Annotated in this window: 14 protein-coding genes; 6 read left to right on the forward strand and 8 right to left on the reverse strand. The window is 47.3% G+C overall.

The annotated features are described in order from the left end of the window. Positions 1-7 precede the first annotated feature (7 nt). The 3 genes from HR45_RS03100 to astE all read right to left on the reverse strand — a co-directional run bounded on the left by HR45_RS03100 (position 8) and on the right by astE (position 3,317). Complete coding sequence (locus HR45_RS03100; RefSeq protein WP_037439655.1) at positions 8-985, reverse strand: alpha-ketoacid dehydrogenase subunit beta; 978 nt, start codon at positions 983-985, stop codon at positions 8-10. A 2-nt stretch (positions 986-987) separates the two neighbouring features. Then, positions 988-2,166, reverse strand: coding sequence for a thiamine pyrophosphate-dependent dehydrogenase E1 component subunit alpha (locus HR45_RS03105; RefSeq protein ID WP_037439657.1), 1,179 nt, complete (start codon positions 2,164-2,166; stop codon positions 988-990). A 137-nt stretch (positions 2,167-2,303) separates the two neighbouring features. Further along, on the reverse strand, positions 2,304-3,317 hold the full coding sequence (gene astE / locus HR45_RS03110; protein ID WP_052074451.1) for a succinylglutamate desuccinylase: 1,014 nt from the start codon (positions 3,315-3,317) through the stop codon (positions 2,304-2,306). A 166-nt stretch (positions 3,318-3,483) separates the two neighbouring features. Between astE and msrA the strand changes: the two genes are divergently transcribed. Further along, entirely contained in the window at positions 3,484-3,963 is a 480-nt protein-coding gene (gene msrA, locus HR45_RS03115; protein WP_037439661.1) for a peptide-methionine (S)-S-oxide reductase MsrA, read from the forward strand. Positions 3,964-4,016: 53 nt separating this feature from the next. Here the strand turns inward: msrA and HR45_RS03120 are convergent, their stop codons facing one another. Further along, positions 4,017-5,099, reverse strand: a complete 1,083-nt coding sequence (locus HR45_RS03120) for an AI-2E family transporter (protein ID WP_037439663.1) — start codon at positions 5,097-5,099, stop codon at positions 4,017-4,019. A 218-nt stretch (positions 5,100-5,317) separates the two neighbouring features. Between HR45_RS03120 and bepA the strand changes: the two genes are divergently transcribed. The 4 genes from bepA to HR45_RS03140 all read left to right on the forward strand — a co-directional run bounded on the left by bepA (position 5,318) and on the right by HR45_RS03140 (position 11,932). Next, on the forward strand, positions 5,318-6,871 hold the full coding sequence (bepA, locus tag HR45_RS03125) for a beta-barrel assembly-enhancing protease (RefSeq protein ID WP_081933369.1): 1,554 nt from the start codon (positions 5,318-5,320) through the stop codon (positions 6,869-6,871). A 58-nt stretch (positions 6,872-6,929) separates the two neighbouring features. After that, positions 6,930-7,280 carry an arsenate reductase (glutaredoxin) gene (arsC, locus tag HR45_RS03130; RefSeq protein ID WP_037439665.1) on the forward strand — a complete coding sequence of 117 codons (351 nt, stop codon included), beginning with the start codon at positions 6,930-6,932 and terminating at the stop codon, positions 7,278-7,280. A gap of 223 nt (positions 7,281-7,503) precedes the next feature. Then, on the forward strand, positions 7,504-9,132 hold the full coding sequence (locus HR45_RS03135; protein ID WP_037439667.1) for a methyl-accepting chemotaxis protein: 1,629 nt from the start codon (positions 7,504-7,506) through the stop codon (positions 9,130-9,132). Positions 9,133-9,247: 115 nt separating this feature from the next. Then, positions 9,248-11,932: a bifunctional acetate--CoA ligase family protein/GNAT family N-acetyltransferase gene (locus tag HR45_RS03140; RefSeq protein WP_037439669.1), complete on the forward strand. Its 2,685-nt coding sequence runs from the start codon at positions 9,248-9,250 to the stop codon at positions 11,930-11,932. Positions 11,933-11,988: 56 nt separating this feature from the next. On the opposite strand, the gene HR45_RS03145 is transcribed toward HR45_RS03140, so the two are convergent. The 3 genes from HR45_RS03145 to dmeF all read right to left on the reverse strand — a co-directional run bounded on the left by HR45_RS03145 (position 11,989) and on the right by dmeF (position 15,269). Further along, positions 11,989-13,611 (reverse strand): phosphoethanolamine transferase, encoded by a 1,623-nt coding sequence (locus HR45_RS03145; RefSeq protein WP_430742014.1) that lies wholly within the window; start codon positions 13,609-13,611, stop codon positions 11,989-11,991. A gap of 154 nt (positions 13,612-13,765) precedes the next feature. Continuing rightward, positions 13,766-14,191: a MarR family winged helix-turn-helix transcriptional regulator gene (locus tag HR45_RS03150; protein WP_037439673.1), complete on the reverse strand. Its 426-nt coding sequence runs from the start codon at positions 14,189-14,191 to the stop codon at positions 13,766-13,768. Between the two features lie 16 nt (positions 14,192-14,207). Next, positions 14,208-15,269: a CDF family Co(II)/Ni(II) efflux transporter DmeF gene (gene dmeF / locus HR45_RS03155; RefSeq protein ID WP_063355085.1), complete on the reverse strand. Its 1,062-nt coding sequence runs from the start codon at positions 15,267-15,269 to the stop codon at positions 14,208-14,210. A 249-nt stretch (positions 15,270-15,518) separates the two neighbouring features. Here dmeF and HR45_RS03160 point away from each other — a divergent pair, with 249 nt between their 5' ends. Continuing rightward, positions 15,519-16,217 (forward strand): tRNA/rRNA methyltransferase, encoded by a 699-nt coding sequence (locus HR45_RS03160; protein WP_037439675.1) that lies wholly within the window; start codon positions 15,519-15,521, stop codon positions 16,215-16,217. Positions 16,218-16,220: 3 nt separating this feature from the next. On the opposite strand, the gene HR45_RS03165 is transcribed toward HR45_RS03160, so the two are convergent. Next, positions 16,221-16,973, reverse strand: a complete 753-nt coding sequence (locus HR45_RS03165) for a tRNA-uridine aminocarboxypropyltransferase (protein WP_037440308.1) — start codon at positions 16,971-16,973, stop codon at positions 16,221-16,223. Between the last annotated feature and the right edge of the window lie 9 nt (positions 16,974-16,982).

The following is a 16,982-nucleotide window of genomic DNA, read 5'->3' on the forward strand; positions in this document are numbered from 1 at the left end:
ACAACTCCTAATAATTTACCGACGCTTTAATGGTTTCAAAGGTCTTGAATGCATCTGGCATATATTCTTTTTCGTGTACCAGCGGATACGGGGTATCGAGGCCGCACACGCGCATAATCGGTGATTCCAAATACAGGAAACACTCCTGCTGAATGGTGGCTGCAATTTCACCAGCAAATCCACCGGTTAATGGCGCTTCGTGGTTAATCACCAAACGGCCAGTTTTCAGGACTGATTTTGCCACCGTTTCGATATCCCACGGCGCTAAGGTTCTCAGGTCAATCAGTTCACAACTAATGCCTTCGTCCTTTGCCATTTGCGCTGCCTTTTCAATTACTTCAACTTGGGCGCCCCACGCCAACACAGTGACGTCAGTACCCTCTTGAATAATCTCAGCTTGCCCCAGCGGCAGTACATAATCTTCTTCCGGCACATCATTGACGGACGCGCGATAGAGTCTTTTCGGTTCAAAAAACACCACGGGGTTATCGTCGCGAATACTTGCCAGCAACAAGCCTTTTGCCTGATAAGCGTTACGCGGTACAACCACTTTAAGCCCTGCCACTTGCGTAAAATACGCTTCAGGTGATTGCGAATGGTAGTGTCCGCCAGCGATGCCACCGCCATATGGTGTACGAATCGTTAAACCGCCAACGTTAAATTGGTTACCAGAGCGGAAACGGAATTTCGCCGCTTCATTCACAATCTGGTCAAACGCGGGGAAGATATAGTCAGCAAACTGTATTTCAGCAACTGGTGTCATGCCATTAGAAGCTAAGCCATTTGCAAAGCCTGCAATGCCTTGTTCAGTCAATGGTGTATTGAAGCAACGCTCTTTGCCAAATTTATCCTGCAGGCCTGAAGTTGCACGAAACACGCCGCCAAAGTGGCCAACATCCTCACCAAATACCAGCATGCGCTCATTGCGTTCCATCTCCAGCGTCAGCGCTTGGTTAATCGCCTGTAACATGTTCATCTTCGTCATGGTTACAGTCTCCCTGCGGTTTTTGGATAGGCTTTCGGATATTTGGCAATATGTTGTTTGAGTTCCTCCAACTGACGTTTTAGTCTTGGTGTTGGTTGGTCATAAACATCTTCAATTAACAGGTCAATTGCTGGCGCAGCCACTTTTTCAGCTACTTTTACCGCAGCTAACACTTCATCACGATATTGGCTGTAAAGCGCTTGCTCCTGCTCTTCTGTCAGCCAACCCTGATTGACTAACCAAAGTTTGAAACGTTTCACCGGATCATGTTGCTGCCATTTGGCTTCTTCATCTTTAGAGCGATAGCCTGAAGGATCATCTGACGACGAATGAGCACCTAAGCGATAGGTCATGGCTTCAATTAATACCGGCGCCGAGTTTTTCACTGCATACGCTCGCGCTTGTTGCGTCGCAGCCAACACCGCCAACATGTCGTTACCATCCACGCGAATGGTGTGCATGCCATAGCCTAAACCGCGGCTGGCGATACCATTGCCGGCATACTGCTCTTCGGTAGGTGTTGAAATGGCATAACCATTATTCCGACAAAAGAAAATAACTGGCACTTTGTGGACCGACGCCATATTCAAACCAGCATGAAAATCACCTTCAGAAGCCGCACCCTCGCCAAAATAACAGATGGCTACGTTAGGCTTGCCCTGCATTTTTAGTGAGTAACCGACGCCAGATGCTTGGGGAATTTGCGTTGCGAGTGGTGAGGAAATGGTTTGAAAATTAAGTTCGTGAATACCGTAATGGATCGGCATTTGGCGACCCTTGCCGAGATCTTGCTCATTACTGAACAATTGATCCATAAACTGTTGTGTGGTGAAGCCACGATAACGCAACGAAGCGTGCTCACGATACTGCGCTAGAATCACATCGCCGTCATCCAATGCCGCGGCACTGCCTATCACAGCAGCTTCTTCGCCGGTACAGGTCATGTAGAAACTGATCCGCCCCTGACGTTGCGCAGCTAACATGCGCTCATCGAGCACTCGCGTAAACGCGCAGGCATCAAAAATACGTTGCGATAAGGCTTCATCGACCTGCGGCAGAACCGCTTTATCGTAGGTGGTACCATCAGCCTGTAAAATTTTCAGAATCGGGATATTGAGGGAATCACGGTCGAGAAATGCGGCCCGATGTACCACTGACTGAGAAAAGTTGGTTTGACTCATAGAGTGCTCTTATTCATTCCACTGGGCGCTAGCCCTTGGTTTTTAATTCCACTGCACACTAAGGGAAGTTTACGCAAACGGCAACTTTCCTTAATCGCATGTTTTAATATTAGCGCAATCCCTGCGTATAAAATCCTTTACATACAAACCTGTTCAATGGAAACAGGAACAACGCAGAGAGCCGCCCGTTGGCCAACAGGTACCTTAGCATTTGGAAACACAATGGCTTCTGTCACTGCATCACAAAAAACCGAATTCGTTGAACTTTTGGCAATTAATTCACCTTGGCTAAAGCGGGTGAAATTCGCCGTAGCTTCAGCAAAACTGAAATCAAAACTGTCGTGATCTTTAGTAATCACTCGGCTTACCTGATAAAACGTCACATCCTTTAGGACGTCAGCGTCAGGCGTGAGTTCCTCTCCCGCGATGAGTCGACTTAACACAACATCGAGTTTTTCCAGTCTACTCAGGTCATTAGCACCAAAAGCTGCCACTTTACCTAACTCTATGGTAAATGCATCCGCATTAAACAATTTTGAGCTGTGATAGCTGAATGTATAAGCGGGCGCATGATTGAAGAGAAACGCTTCAATACCCGCGTCTGCTAATAGCGCAAGCACACTGCGGCGATAACCGCGCTCCGGTTGATAAGGACAAACCGCAAATTTCTCATGGGCAGAGGCGCGAATGGCGGTGTGCAGATCCCAATGCAGGCGAGCTCTAGAAGCGTCAACGTAGAAGGCTGCAACCGCGGCCTCAATTTCTGCGGCACGTTTTCGTTCTAAATTCTGCTCACCTTGTGAGTGGCTACCACAAAACAAGCGATTTAAGTTTTCATCCACAAAGCGGGTTTGCTGCAACATTGCAGCGGGATTGCCAAAAATAACCAAGAGCCGCTGCTTTACTGCGAGTTCACCGCGGGCAATTCGCTGCAGCAAACGATTACAGATTTCGATGGGGGCCGTTTCGTTGCCATGAATGCCACAGGAGATGACGATATCGCGTGACGTACGCTGATTGGGATCTATTTGCACGATACCGCGGGCAACAAACCGTGCCGTAAAATCTGCCTGCTCAATTGTGTTTGGCAGAGTTTCATCAGCGAGCGTCGCAGCAAGAAAATCGAGTAAAGGGCTTGATTTGACAGTCATAAACATCCTTTTTCAAGCGGGATTAATTACGCTGAGCGCTATGTTAGCAGCAAAAGGTTTAAGGATCATGGCAGCAACTGCACATCATTTTAGCGCTAGCCACTTGCTTAGCTGCGATGGCTTTGTCAAAATTATAGCCATCTAGACTTCTAAAGTGAGTTTTACTATGGCATTGGCCACATTTGGTGCAGGTTGTTTTTGGGGTGTTGAGTACTTTTTCCGTCAGGTTCCCGGCGTGCTAAACGCCACAAGTGGTTATATGGGCGGCGATAACAAGGCAACGACCTACAAAGAGGTAAAGACAGGGGCTACGGGCCATGCTGAGGTTGTGCAAGTTGAATATGATGAGACAAAGGTAAGCTACGACGACTTACTTGAGGTATTTTGGAAGAATCACAACCCTACCAGCCTTAATAAGCAAGGGGCAGATATGGGCACGCAATATCGCAGCGTCGTGTTTTTTCACGACAAGACACAAAAAGCACAAGCCGAAGCGTCTAAATTAGCCTTGATGCGCAGTGGTAAGTGGGGCCAACGTCAGATTGTTACCGAAATCGTGCCAGCTCAAGCGTTTCACCGTGCTGAGGAATATCATCAGGACTACATCCAAAAGAACAACTTACCGAGTTGTCATATCGAATACTAATTCATCCAACAGATGAAACAGAAAAGGCTCCTTGAAGGAGCCTTTTGTTTAGCCTATTCGTTTTTTGATAACGCCTGATGATGTTGGTACTCATTGGGCCATACATTGACCACAGCTTTGACCAATGACGCCAACGGGATGGCAAAAAATACCCCCCAAACGCCCCACAAACCACCAAAAATAAGCACAGCGGCAATGATAAACACTGGGTGTAAATCAACCGCGTCAGAGAACAACAGCGGCACCAACAGGTTGCCATCCAACGCTTGAATAATGCCATAACCTATCATCAGGTAGCCAAATTCAGCACTTGCGCCCCATTGGAAGAATGCTACGGCCGCAATAGGTAAGGTCACCAATGTTGCTCCAACATAAGGGATCAATACCGATACCCCGACGGACACCCCCAGCAACACCGCATAATTCAGCCCCATTAAGGCGAAAAAGATGTAACTGGCAATACCGACGATCACTAACTCGATAATTTTGCCGCGAATGTAGTTGAATATTTGCTGGTCCATCTCCAACCAAACTTTTTTTACCAACTCACGATCACGCGGTAAAAAACGTCTTGAACCACTAATCAATTCATCTTTGTCTTTTAGGAAAAAGAACACCAATAACGGAACTAAAATGGCGTACACCATCAGTACCAACAAGGACGCTGAGTAGCCAAGTAACTGCTTGATGATATTGAGCACGTGCTCAGAGTCCATCAGCTTTTTCACCTCGGCCAGCATAGTGTCAATCTGATCGCTACTAACAAACTGTGGATATTCGTTGGCCAGGTGTTGCAACATCACCACCCCACGGTCGATCATTTTGGGCAGTTCGCCAAGAAAGGCGGTAGCTTGACGCCAAACACTAGGAATGACCCCAAACGTAATAAGCAACATAACGGTGACAAACACTAACAACACCAAGGACGCGGCCATGGTGCGATTAATTCCAATCTTCGCCATTTTGGCGACAGGCCATTCCAACAGATATGCCAACACCAATGCCAATAACAGCGGCATTAACAGATTGCCCGCATAGAGGATAACAACCCCAAGCAGCACCAAAATAAACATCAGCGTCAGTGCTTGCGGATCACTAAAGCGAGCCTGATACCAACGACGTATATATTCAAACATGCAGGATATCCTGTAAATTACAGCCTAGATTGGTTAATAAAACCTGAGTTTCTAGCACCGATGTAAAGCAGCATCAAAATATGCCATTTTTTTGCAAAGGCGGGAACATCAGTGGTGATTTTTAGTCTGATTCTGACAGAGAATGCAACATTTTACCGAGTTACATATAAAATTATGTAATGTTAGAAACAATTGATTGTAAAAAAGAATGTGAATAGATGACAGACTTGCATTTTTACCACGTCGGTCATTATGCTTATCGCCATCAATTGCTTCCCCACGCACGCCATAGGTTAAGTTTGAAAACGCATCTACGCAGTTTAATTAAAAGATCGCTCCTATCGGTTGCCGTAGCATTATCCCTTAGCGCTACGTCACAAAGTTTTGCCGCACGCAATGATTTGCCTGATTTAGGTACTGCCGCAGTCAACACTCTCAGCATGGACCGAGAGATGCAGTACGGTGACATCTACATGCGGGTTATTCGCGGCCAGGCACCGGTGCTGTATGACCCATTATTGGCGCAATACATTTCCGAACTTGGTAATAATTTGGTGGCGCATGCCAGTGACGTACACACACCATTTTATTTTTTCATGCTGCAAAATGACGAAATTAACGCGTTCGCGTTTTTCGGTGGTCACGTAGCCGTGCACACAGGGCTATTTTTGTATGCCGACAGTGAGAGTGAAATGGCCTCGGTGCTGGCGCACGAGATCAGTCACGTTACACAACGCCACTTAGCGCGCTCAATGGAGGCCCAGAGTCGTTCTGCACCGCTTACACTAGCGGGGGTACTGGGCGCCATTTTGTTAACAGTGGCAGCGCCGCAAGCAGGTATGGCGGCACTGATGGGGACACAAGCATTAAGTACCCAATCACGGATTAACTTTACCCGCCAGAACGAACAAGAAGCAGACCGGATTGGCATGCGGGTAATGGTAGCGTCAGGCTATGATCCTGAAGCCGCAGCATCCTTTTTTGGTAAACTGGCCGCGAAATATCGCTACGCCACCAAGATGCCACCTATGCTGCTGACCCACCCTATTCCTGAATCGCGGGTGTCAGAAGCGCGCGATCGTGCTAACCAATACCCACACATGCACATTGCGCCGAACCTGAATTTCCAGCTCGCAAAAGCGCGTATTCAAGTTCGTTTTTCGAGCTATTCAGCACAAACTGCGCTGGCAATGTTTGAAGACCAGTTAAAAAACAACAGCTATGCCATCAAAGAGGCTGCTTTGTATGGCCAAGCGTTAGCCCTGTTCCAACTGAACAAGCATGACAAAGCTGAAAAAATCATTGATGAGTTACGGAAAAAAGATCCCGACAATCTGTTCTATCTCGATACCAAAACAGACTTATTGACGGCCAAGAAAGACTACCAACAAGCAATAGACTTATTATCTTCGCAACGAAAATATCGACCGACCTCGTTAGTCATCAATACCAACCTTGCCAACGTCTATTTGGAAAACAAACAAGCGGACAAAGCGATTCCGATACTTGAGCAAATGATGTACGACGATAAGAATAATCTGTTACCAATCCAGATGTTAAATGATGCTTACAAGCAATTAGGTGACAAAGCCCAGCAGTTTTACACCAATGCTCAGCTACACGCACTGCGTGCTGACTACCGTGGCGCTATCGATCAACTCAACTTCTCCTATCGAGAAGCGACTGGCAGACCACTATTGATTGCCCGTATCGAAGCGCAACTGCGACAATTCCGCGATGCTGAAGAGCAGATGAAACGCTTCCAAAACTAAGTTAGTATGCGCCGCGAATTTTGTAATGATAACAATGAAGTGACAAAGGAGATTCTACATGGCGAATGTAACGCTATTTCATAATCCACGCTGTTCAAAAAGCCGCCAAGCATTAGCCTTATTGGAAGAAAACGGCGTAACTGTCACTGTTGTTGAATACCTGAAGCAGCCACCTAGCGAAGCACAAGTGCAGTGGTTGCTAGAGCGCCTACAATGTTCGGCTCGTGAGTTGATGCGCACCAAAGAAGCTGAGTATAAGGAGCAAGGATTAGATGATGTCCAATTAACAGAAGCGCAGTTGATAGCAGCCATGGTGGCAACGCCTAAGTTGATTGAACGTCCGATCGCGATCAATGGAGACAAAGTCGTCGTCGGTCGCCCGCCTGAAAATGTGCTCGATATTCTCTAAGCCAATTCAATCCAACATTAATCCATCGTACAACGTTGGCGTTTTCAAACAGCATGAATATATTGATGATATTCATGCTGAGCAACTCATTTAATCGCTTATCTCGAACGACATCGATAACCAAATAGTAATAATTATCAAAACGTTATCGACCAACATCTAAATGTAATTAGCCAATATTCAACTACACTTGAATAAGTCGTATGAATAAGAGGTTATTACCATGTTTAAATCCCTTCGTTCACGTTTTACTGTGTTGTTTTCAGCACTAGCAATAGCGCTTCTAACACTCGCAGTACTTGATGAGATACGAAGTGGCCAAGCAGCGGACGCAGCAGAAAAACTAGGGCAAGAATTCAATGTGGCCATCTCCGCAATCCTAAATGCCGACCGAGATCTGTATCAGGCAAAAGTTGCCGAACTGCAACTTATCGCAACCGCAACAAACCAGCAGCAACAGCAAAAAGAGATAGAGGCAATCAACGAAAATCTGCAGCAAGCCAATGACCGAATGCAAAAGTTTCGTGAAATGATGCAGTCCTTTCCTGAGGTTGTTCAATCGACCAATGGCTTTGAAGCCGCATTTTCTCGTTGGCAACAGCAGGTCAGACAAACCATCAATGCTGCCAGTAATGGTAATCGCGAGGACGCGTTTGCTAACTACAACGGTGATTCAAAAGCAGGCTTTAATCAGCTGCGCAGTATCTACAACGCTGCCGGCGAAGCGGCAGATAAACAAGCTCACGCCATTAGTGATGGCGCAATTAAGGAGTCACAACGCTTAGGATTTATTATTGGCATTGTGACCCTAGTCATGATTGTTTTTGCGTTGTTATCAGCCTATCTCGGTCCTAAAGCCGTCGCGCGGGTACTCGAAGATATCACGCTAAAAATTAGAGAATTAAGTAAAGGCGACGGCGATCTTACTCGGCGTCTCAACACATCTAATCTCGCCGAGATCAATCACTTAATTGTGGCAGTAAATGAGTTTATTGCGCAGCTACAACAGATGTTTGCCAGTGTGGTCAACAACGCTAATTCGCTAGGCAGCCAAGTAGAACAGTTAGAAACCCAGTCTGAACTTACCGTGTCACTCAGTCACCAGCAGGGCCAATCTATCGAAATGATTGTCACCGCGGTGAACGAGATGGCGGCATCGGTAAAAGAAGTGGCTAATCTTGCTACCGATACCTCGCAAGAGATTGGCGATGTTAATGGCATGACAGTACAAGGCTCACATGTACTCGAAAATGCAGTGACCAAAATCAATCAACTGTCGGAATCGATTACCCATGCTGTACATATTATTCAGCAGTTGGAATCTACTTCAACGGATATTGGACAAGTGCTGCATGTGATCAGTGATATTGCCGAGCAAACTAACTTATTAGCCCTTAATGCAGCGATTGAAGCGGCCCGCGCGGGCGAGCAAGGCCGCGGTTTTGCAGTTGTTGCTGATGAGGTTCGAACGCTGGCTGGGCGTACTGAAAAGTCGACCCAAGATATTCAAAAGATGATTGAAGCCTTGCAAAGTGGCGTAAACGACGCCGTGTCATCGATTCAAAATGGTGCCAACTTAGTTGCAGAAAGTGTCGCGCTTGGCGAAGAGACCCAATCTGCGCTGCAGCAGATTTTGCATTCTACCGAACGGGTTAATGATATGGCGGTACAAACGGCATCGGCGACTGATCAACAAGCGAATGTCACCGAAGATATCAGCCGTAATCTGGTCGATTTGGCCGATAAGAGTCAGCAAACCATTGCAACCGTTGATACCAGTCGACAATCCATTAGCGCGGCCGCTAACCTAGGCCATGAACTAAAACTGGTGGTGTCTAAATTCAAAGTCTAAACTGCTATTGCATCAACATCGACGTTAAATAACGTTTTGACTTTTTGAGTATTGTTCATTCATTCGGCCTGTGAAATGATGTTTCACAGGTCATTTTTCTTTCGGAAAATCGCCCATGAGCCAGCGAAGCATTCGAAACCTATTTACGCCTAAATCTATCACTGTTATCGGCGCCTCCAATTCACCTACCCGCGCCGGTTCGGTCATGATGAAAAATTTAATGGCCAGTGGCTTTGACGGTCCAATCATGCCCGTCAATCCTCATGCCACGGCGGTGATGGGCGTACTTGCCTATCCCAATATTGAATCACTGCCGATCAAACCTGATCTCGCCATTGTCTGTACTCGTGGCGAACGCGTCCCCGCGATTATCGAAACCCTCGCCCAATTTGGGTGTAAGACTGCAATCGTCATCGCATCAGGGATGAATCAGCTCAGTGAAGAACCCTCAACGCTGATGGAACAGATGTTGGAACATGCCAAACGCTATGGCATGCGCATTCTCGGACCCAATAGTTTGGGATTGATGCTGCCCAACCTCAATCTCAACGCCACGGTCGCGCACACGGGGGCGCTAACCGGGAAAATCGCCTTTGTTTCTCAGTCCGCTGCAGTGTGTACCACGGTATTGGATTGGGCCAATAACAAAGGCATTGGCTTTTCGGCGTTTATCTCTCTTGGTGATGCCAGCGATATCGACTTTGACGAGTTACTGGACTATCTCGGGCGCGACTCACGCACGTCAGCGATTATGCTTTATGTTGACTCCGTCAGCGATAAACTGCGTTTTCTCTCTTCTGCGCGCGCCGCGTCGAGACACAAACCGATTCTGGTGATTAAATCTGGACGCAGTCCCGAAGGCGGTATGGCGGCCAAACACCATACCGGGGCACATAACGGCAACGATGCGGTTTATGAAGCTGCATTTCGTCGCGCTGGGATGTTGCGGGTAACCGATCTTGTCGAACTGTTTGCCGCGCTGGAAAGTCTTGCCCATCTAAACCCGCTGCATGGCGAGCGTTTGTGCATATTAAGTAATGGTGGCGGCCCGGCCGTACTTGCGGTCGACGAGCTGATGATCAAAGGCGGCAAGATTGCCGAACTCAGCCTGGATACACGAGAAAAGCTCGATGCAGTGTTGCCATCAACGTGGTCTAAACAAAACCCGGTCGATATCATTGGCGATGCAGACCCTCAGCGTTACTCTGCTGCGCTAAAAATATTGATGGATAGCGAAGAACTCGATGCAGTATTGATTTTGCACTCACCATCCGCGTTAGGCGATGGTAACGCCATTGCTGATGCCATCATCAACACGGTGAAACAACATCCACGTAAGCACAGAATCAATATACTCACGAACTGGAGCGGCGAAGATTCTGCATATCAGGCGCGTAAACGCTTTTCGTCGGCAGGGATCCCCACCTATCGCACACCTGAAGGCGCCGTTCGGGCCTTTATGCATATGGTCGAATTCCGCCGTAACCAAAAACTGCTGCAAGAAGTGCCACAAACCTTTACTGCATCGTCTGATAACGCAACCGCCCATCGTTTATTGCAACAAGCATTGGCGGATGGCAAACGAGTATTAGAAACCCATGATGCGCGCGAAATTCTCAAAGCCTATGGCCTAAAAACCATTGATACTTGGTTTGCAAAAGATGCTGATGAAGCCATCAATATTGCGGAGCAACATGGTTATCCGGTGGCATTAAAAATTCAATCGCCCGATATTCTGCATAAATCCGATGTGCACGGCGTCACCCTCAATCTCACTAATGCGGAAGAGGTGCGCCAAGCTGCAGATGCTATTACCAGCCGAGTAAAAGCAGCTAATCCGTCAGCACGAATTGAAGGCATGATAGTACAACGCATGGCACTGACGGCGGGCGCACAAGAACTTAGAGTGGCCATGCTCAATGACCCAGTATTTGGTCCCGCAATTATGCTGGGTGAAGGTGGTTCTGAATGGGAACCGACCCGAGATGCTGCAGTAGCCCTGCCGCCACTCAACTTGGCACTGGCACGCTACATGGTGATCCAAGCCTTGAAAACGGGCAAAGTACACGACCGCCATCTGCCCAATGGCCTCGATATGTGGGCTATCTGCCGCATGTTGACACAGATTTCCAATCTGATTATTGATTGCCCAGAGATTGACCGCCTCGATCTCAATCCGGTATTAGCCGCCGGCGAAAACATCACACTGCTGGACGTTAATATTCGCCTCACAGATTGTGTCAAAGATAATGCGGCGCGGTTGGCCATTCTGCCCTACCCCAAACAACTTGAGGAATACGCCACGCTGCGCAATGGTCTCAAAGTGATGTTGCGGCCAATTCTGCCGGAAGATGAACCGAAACATCTCGCCTTTGATAATTCACTATCGGATGAAGACCGCTATAAGCGCTATTTTGGTGTGCGTTCGCAGATGACCCACGAAGAGATGGCGGTACTGACTCAAATCGACTATGCCCGAGAAATGGCCTTTATTGCCTCTGCTAAAGATGAGCATGGTGAGGAAATTACCTTAGGCGCGGTGCGGGCTTCAATAGATCCGGACAACACCGAAGCAGAGTTTGCCATGGCGGTTCGAGGCTCCCATCAAGGCATAGGTATCGGCAAACTGCTGCTCGAAAAAATGATCCGCTATTTCAAAGCCAGTGGTACACCGGTATTAACCGGCTTTACCATGTTTGAAAACCGGAATATGGCCAACTTGGCCAAAAGCCTCGGCTTTACCGTGACATTTGATATGGAAGAGCGGCTGATCCACATGCATTTAGATCTCAACGAATAAACTCGCCGTCATAAGAAAGCCGCCATAAGGCGGCTTTCTTTATTGAGATAAAGTGCCTAACTGCGACGACAGCTTGCAAAGACATCTTTGTCAGCCTCGTAGACTGTCGTGTGTACATTAAACAGCCCAAGTAGCGTATCAAACAAGTTATCTTGGCTAATATCCGCCTTATTCTCTAAACCGCTAACACAGTCAGATACCATGCCATTAGCGCTGGCAAATGCCTCCGGCATCCATACTAACCAAGGTACAGTTGTTTGCTCCTTAGGCGCAAAACTGTATGGCGTACCGTGCAGGTATAAGCCCTTTTCACCCAATGATTCGCCGTGATCCGACAGATACATCATCGCTGGCTCATAAGTGGTTTGCTGCTGCAAGGTCGCCACGATTTGCGCCAGAATGTAATCCGTGTACAAAATCGTATTGTCATAGGTATTTACCAGCTCTTCACGAGAGCAGTTTTGAATGTCACTGCGCGGACAGTCAGGGGTAAATTTCCGCTGTTCATCTGGATAGCGCAGATAATAGGTCGGGCCATGACTGCCGATAATGTGCAATACAATTAGGCGATTGTTAGTGCCGTCTGTTGGCTCTGCCAACACCTTTTTCAACTTATCGACGAGGACTTGGTCTTTACAAAACTGACCATCGCAATAAGGTGAATCCATGTGAATATCGATAATGGAATTGGTGACACGATCGCACACACCTTTACATCCGCTATCGTTGTCATACCAAGCGACATTAATGCCGGCATGATCAAGCACGTCCATCACCGAATCCTGCGCCTTAGCGCGACGTCCATCATAATCTTTGCGATCCATGCGCGAAAACATACATGGCAATGACACCGCCGTTGCCGTGCCACAAGACTGCACATCATTGAGGGCAACCATTGAATATTTAGCGGTATATGGATTGGTCTCACGCTTGTAACCGTAATATTGATAGTTCATCGCGCGTGCGGTCTCACCTACGACCATCACTACCAGTTGCGGTTTAGCTTGTGGTGCTGGCAGTTCAACTTTCGCATCCAGCCCCTGTTGGCGATATTTCAGCGGTGCCTGCAAATAATGTTGGTTAATGTATTTAGCAGCAGAGCCAATGAAATATGTAGGAATGATATAACGCTTTGCTTCAACATTGTTACGCAGGAACGAGGCGTAATTTTGCATAAACATGAAGGCAATCGCGGCAACCACTAATAAGTTGCCACCAATAAACATCAACTTACGCAACAACTCTTTGCCAATCGGGCGATAATCGATTTTCACCTTGTATAACAATAGCGACGGCAAAATACCCGTGAGTACAAAGTTCAGTACTGATGCCCAGTTAAGATAAGTCAGCGCTTCGGCAGAGTTTGTTTCAAAGGTGTTTTCAATCATGCCTGTGTCAAATACCACGCCGTACTTAAACGCAGCAAAGAACACACTGGATGACATCAGTATTAACAAGATGAAAAATGGTTTGAGTAAATACCGAAAACTAAAAAGCGAAAACAACACCGAAAACAGCGCCACCAAAAACACGGGTATGGTTGCGACAAATACCGGGTCAATATGGGATTGATGCTCTAAACCACGCTTAACTACCGAGAAAAACGGTAGATTAAATACCATGACGAAGAACAGTGCTAAAAGGAAGGTAACACGATTTACTGACAGAGATTTAAACACCACAGATCCCAACTCTAGAATGCTACAGATAAACTATAGATAAACGCCCAAGTTAACAAGTTGTTATTAGTACCGTTTTGGGCTTAAGGTTTGCTTAAGCCCGATGCTACACCGCTATATTTTGTTAACGAATCTACCAACACCGCACATTCTGTCAAAATGCGGCGTTGATTTTTTTAAGGAACTGCAAAAACTGCTGACATTCGTCGTCATCAAGCGTCACCAGCATCTCTTTGGTCAGTTGCAGATGCAGTTGGTCATGCTCTTCGAACATCTTCCGCCCCGCGTCGGTCAACATCACTTCAATTGCGCGCCTATCTCCCTCAGCGGCTTGACGGCTTACCAATCCATTATTGACTAATCGATCAATCAACACTGTGAGCGTGCCCGTGGTCACACCTAGCTTTTCAGCAAGGCTTTTCATTCTAAGTGCACCATGAGCCCCTAAAATTTCGACAGCATGGATCTGCGCTAACGACACACCTTGATCTCGTACGACACTTTGCTCCCACGACGACAAGCGTTCATAGAATTCAATAATGGCGTGATTAATCTCTTGCTGAATCGTGTTGTCGGCCATGCTGTCTCCTTACAACTTAATGGTGATGATGGTGCCCATGGTCATGGTCATGGTCATGGTCATGGTCATGGTCATGGTCATGGTCATGCGAGTGTTGATGATGTGCGACGCCAGCGCAACTGTGGCGAGGCTCTTTGGCTTCATCGCAATCATGACAGCAGTTAACTTCAACGGTGAGATGATCAATCTGGCTGAACTCGGCCAATAACCCATGATAATAATCGGCTGATTTAGGGGTATGGCTCACCAACGACACCATGGCTGCATGATTATCGGCGCTGACTGGCCAAATGTGAATATCAATCACCTTATGATCGGGCTCAGCCTCAATTTTCGCTGTAACCTGCTGACTCAATCGCGGCGCTACAGAGGCATCCAACAGAATCGGACTGGTCTGTTTTACCAAGCCCCATGCCCAGCGACTGATGATGATCGAACCGACAACCCCCATTAACGGATCTAACCAGGTAAACCCAAAATATTTACCCGCTAACAAGGCCGCAATCGCCAGCAGCGAGGTTAATGCATCCGCCAACACATGAAAATATGCAGCTTTCAAATTGTGATCATCATGATGATGGTGGTGACCGTGACTATGGCCGTGATCATGATGGTGATGATCGTCTTTTAACAGAAATACGCTCGCGACGTTCACCAATAAGCCAATCACCGCGACCAAAATTGCATGGTTAAATTGAATATTTTCGGGATGAATCAACCGCATTACCGATTCAAGTAGCATCAATAACGCGACTAAACCAAGCGCGATAGCGCTAGTGAATCCGCCCAATACACTGACCTTACCGGTACCAAAAGCAAAACGGGGATTATTGGCATGTTTACGGGTGTAAGCATAGGCAAACAAGGTCAACATAAATGCAGCGGCGTGCGTTCCCATATGCCAACCATCGGCAAGCAACGCCATGGAGCCAAAAATGGTGCCGGCAGAGATCTCTGCCACCATCGTCACCAAGGTCAATCCCAGTACAATTTTGGTACTGCGCTCACCACCTTCATTAACATGACTAAAATTATGCGGCTGCTGCCAACGATCAGTCGCATGAAATTGACTCGCCATAAATCCACCCAAATTAGTTTGAAAACCATTTAATTTGAATATCAAACTATCTAATTGTCAAAACAAATGCAAACTTAGCTAAGCCAGTGGTGAAAAATATGTGAGCGTTGGCGACAATTCCTACAGCCTAAATCAGCTTGAGTCGGCCAACTGCGGGTTATTCCTTCAGCGTTAGTGTCCGTTGCCATGTCATCCAGTCGCTATCATTCGTATAATGCTCGACTAGACGATTTCAAGGACCCATTTCTCATGCCTATCAGCTTTATTTTGGTTCAACCTTCACGCGCAGCGAATGTTGGCGCCGCCGCACGAGCGCTAAAGACTCAAGGTTTTGCCGAATTGATTGTGGTGGATTCAGAAGCTCATCAGCAGGAAGAAGCCAGTTGGGTTGCCTGTGGCGCTGAAGACGTATTGCAAGGTATTCGTTCTGTGCCATCACTAAGCTCACTCCGCGCAGAATTTGATTTACTCGTAGGCACAACCGCGCGCGAGCGCAGTAATCCGCGCAGCTATCATTCACCCGAACAGCTTTATCAGATCCTACAAGCGCAACCTAACACGGCCAAAGTAGCGGTAGTATTTGGCTGTGAATCGAGTGGACTAAGCAACACGGATTTGGCCATGTGCGATCTGCTGAGTTATATACCGCTTGCCGTTGAATACCCTTCTCTCAATTTGGCACAAGCGGTAATGGTTTATGCCTATGAATTGGGTGCAAAGCGTGATGAGCAGCTATCACAACCTATAGGGCTGGTTGCTATGGACGCTGACGCGCAACAAACCCAAGCGCTGAAGCAAAAAGCATTGTTGATGATGAAGCAACTTGGCAATGCTGGTGATGAAAAGCTGCAGCAGTGGCTTATGGATGGCATTGCATCGCTTAGTGAACGAGATATGAAACTCGCGCATCAATTGATTGGTGACGTACTTAAGAAGTTTGATGCTTAACGACTAACGTTGGGCAACACGCTGGCGCAGTTCGTCAATTCGCTCAAGTGACGCCCACTTATTCTGACTGCGACTCCACAGAGTACATTCAACAAACAGGTCAAACCATGCGGCTAAGGCTTCGGCGTTGGCCGTTTCTCCGAACGCCTGTAGCACGAGACTGGCGACCTCAGCAGTCCCTAACTGGAAATCACGTTTGCCTTTACGCAGCCGATAATTTGCCAACATATCACTTTGGAAAGACAGCATTGGCAAATGTTGCAGATAAGGGCTTTTACGGAACATCTTTACCGCTTCACGCCAACAGCCATCGAGCAACACAAACAGGGGCGTTTTGTGATTGCGATGCAGTAATGGCACTTCATCGGTGAAATCGTTGATCACCCGTTGTTGTTGCGCGTACTCTCCTGGAAACACTAAATAGGGCTGATAGCGATCATCAGACAACAGTGCAATAAGTTGCTGATCAGGCTGTGTTCTTGACCATAAAAAGGCATGTGTGTCTGGAATAAGATCAGCAATTAAGCGGCCGCTATTACTTGGTTTGAGCACTTCTGCATCATACATCACCAATGCGAATGCCGCCTGCGACTGACACGGCTTGCGCCAAGCACAGGTACACACTTTTTCGGGGAGCAAACAACGACGACAGCGAGACACTTTCATGCCGCGGGATGCGTAAGGCTTAGTCGCCAGAGACTGACGATAATCAAATAAGCGATGTACCGCATGCAGTTCAGTCTGCGCATGCGGCATCACTTTAAA

It is taken from the genome of Shewanella mangrovi, assembly GCF_000753795.1.
Classification (GTDB): domain Bacteria; phylum Pseudomonadota; class Gammaproteobacteria; order Enterobacterales; family Shewanellaceae; genus Shewanella; species Shewanella mangrovi.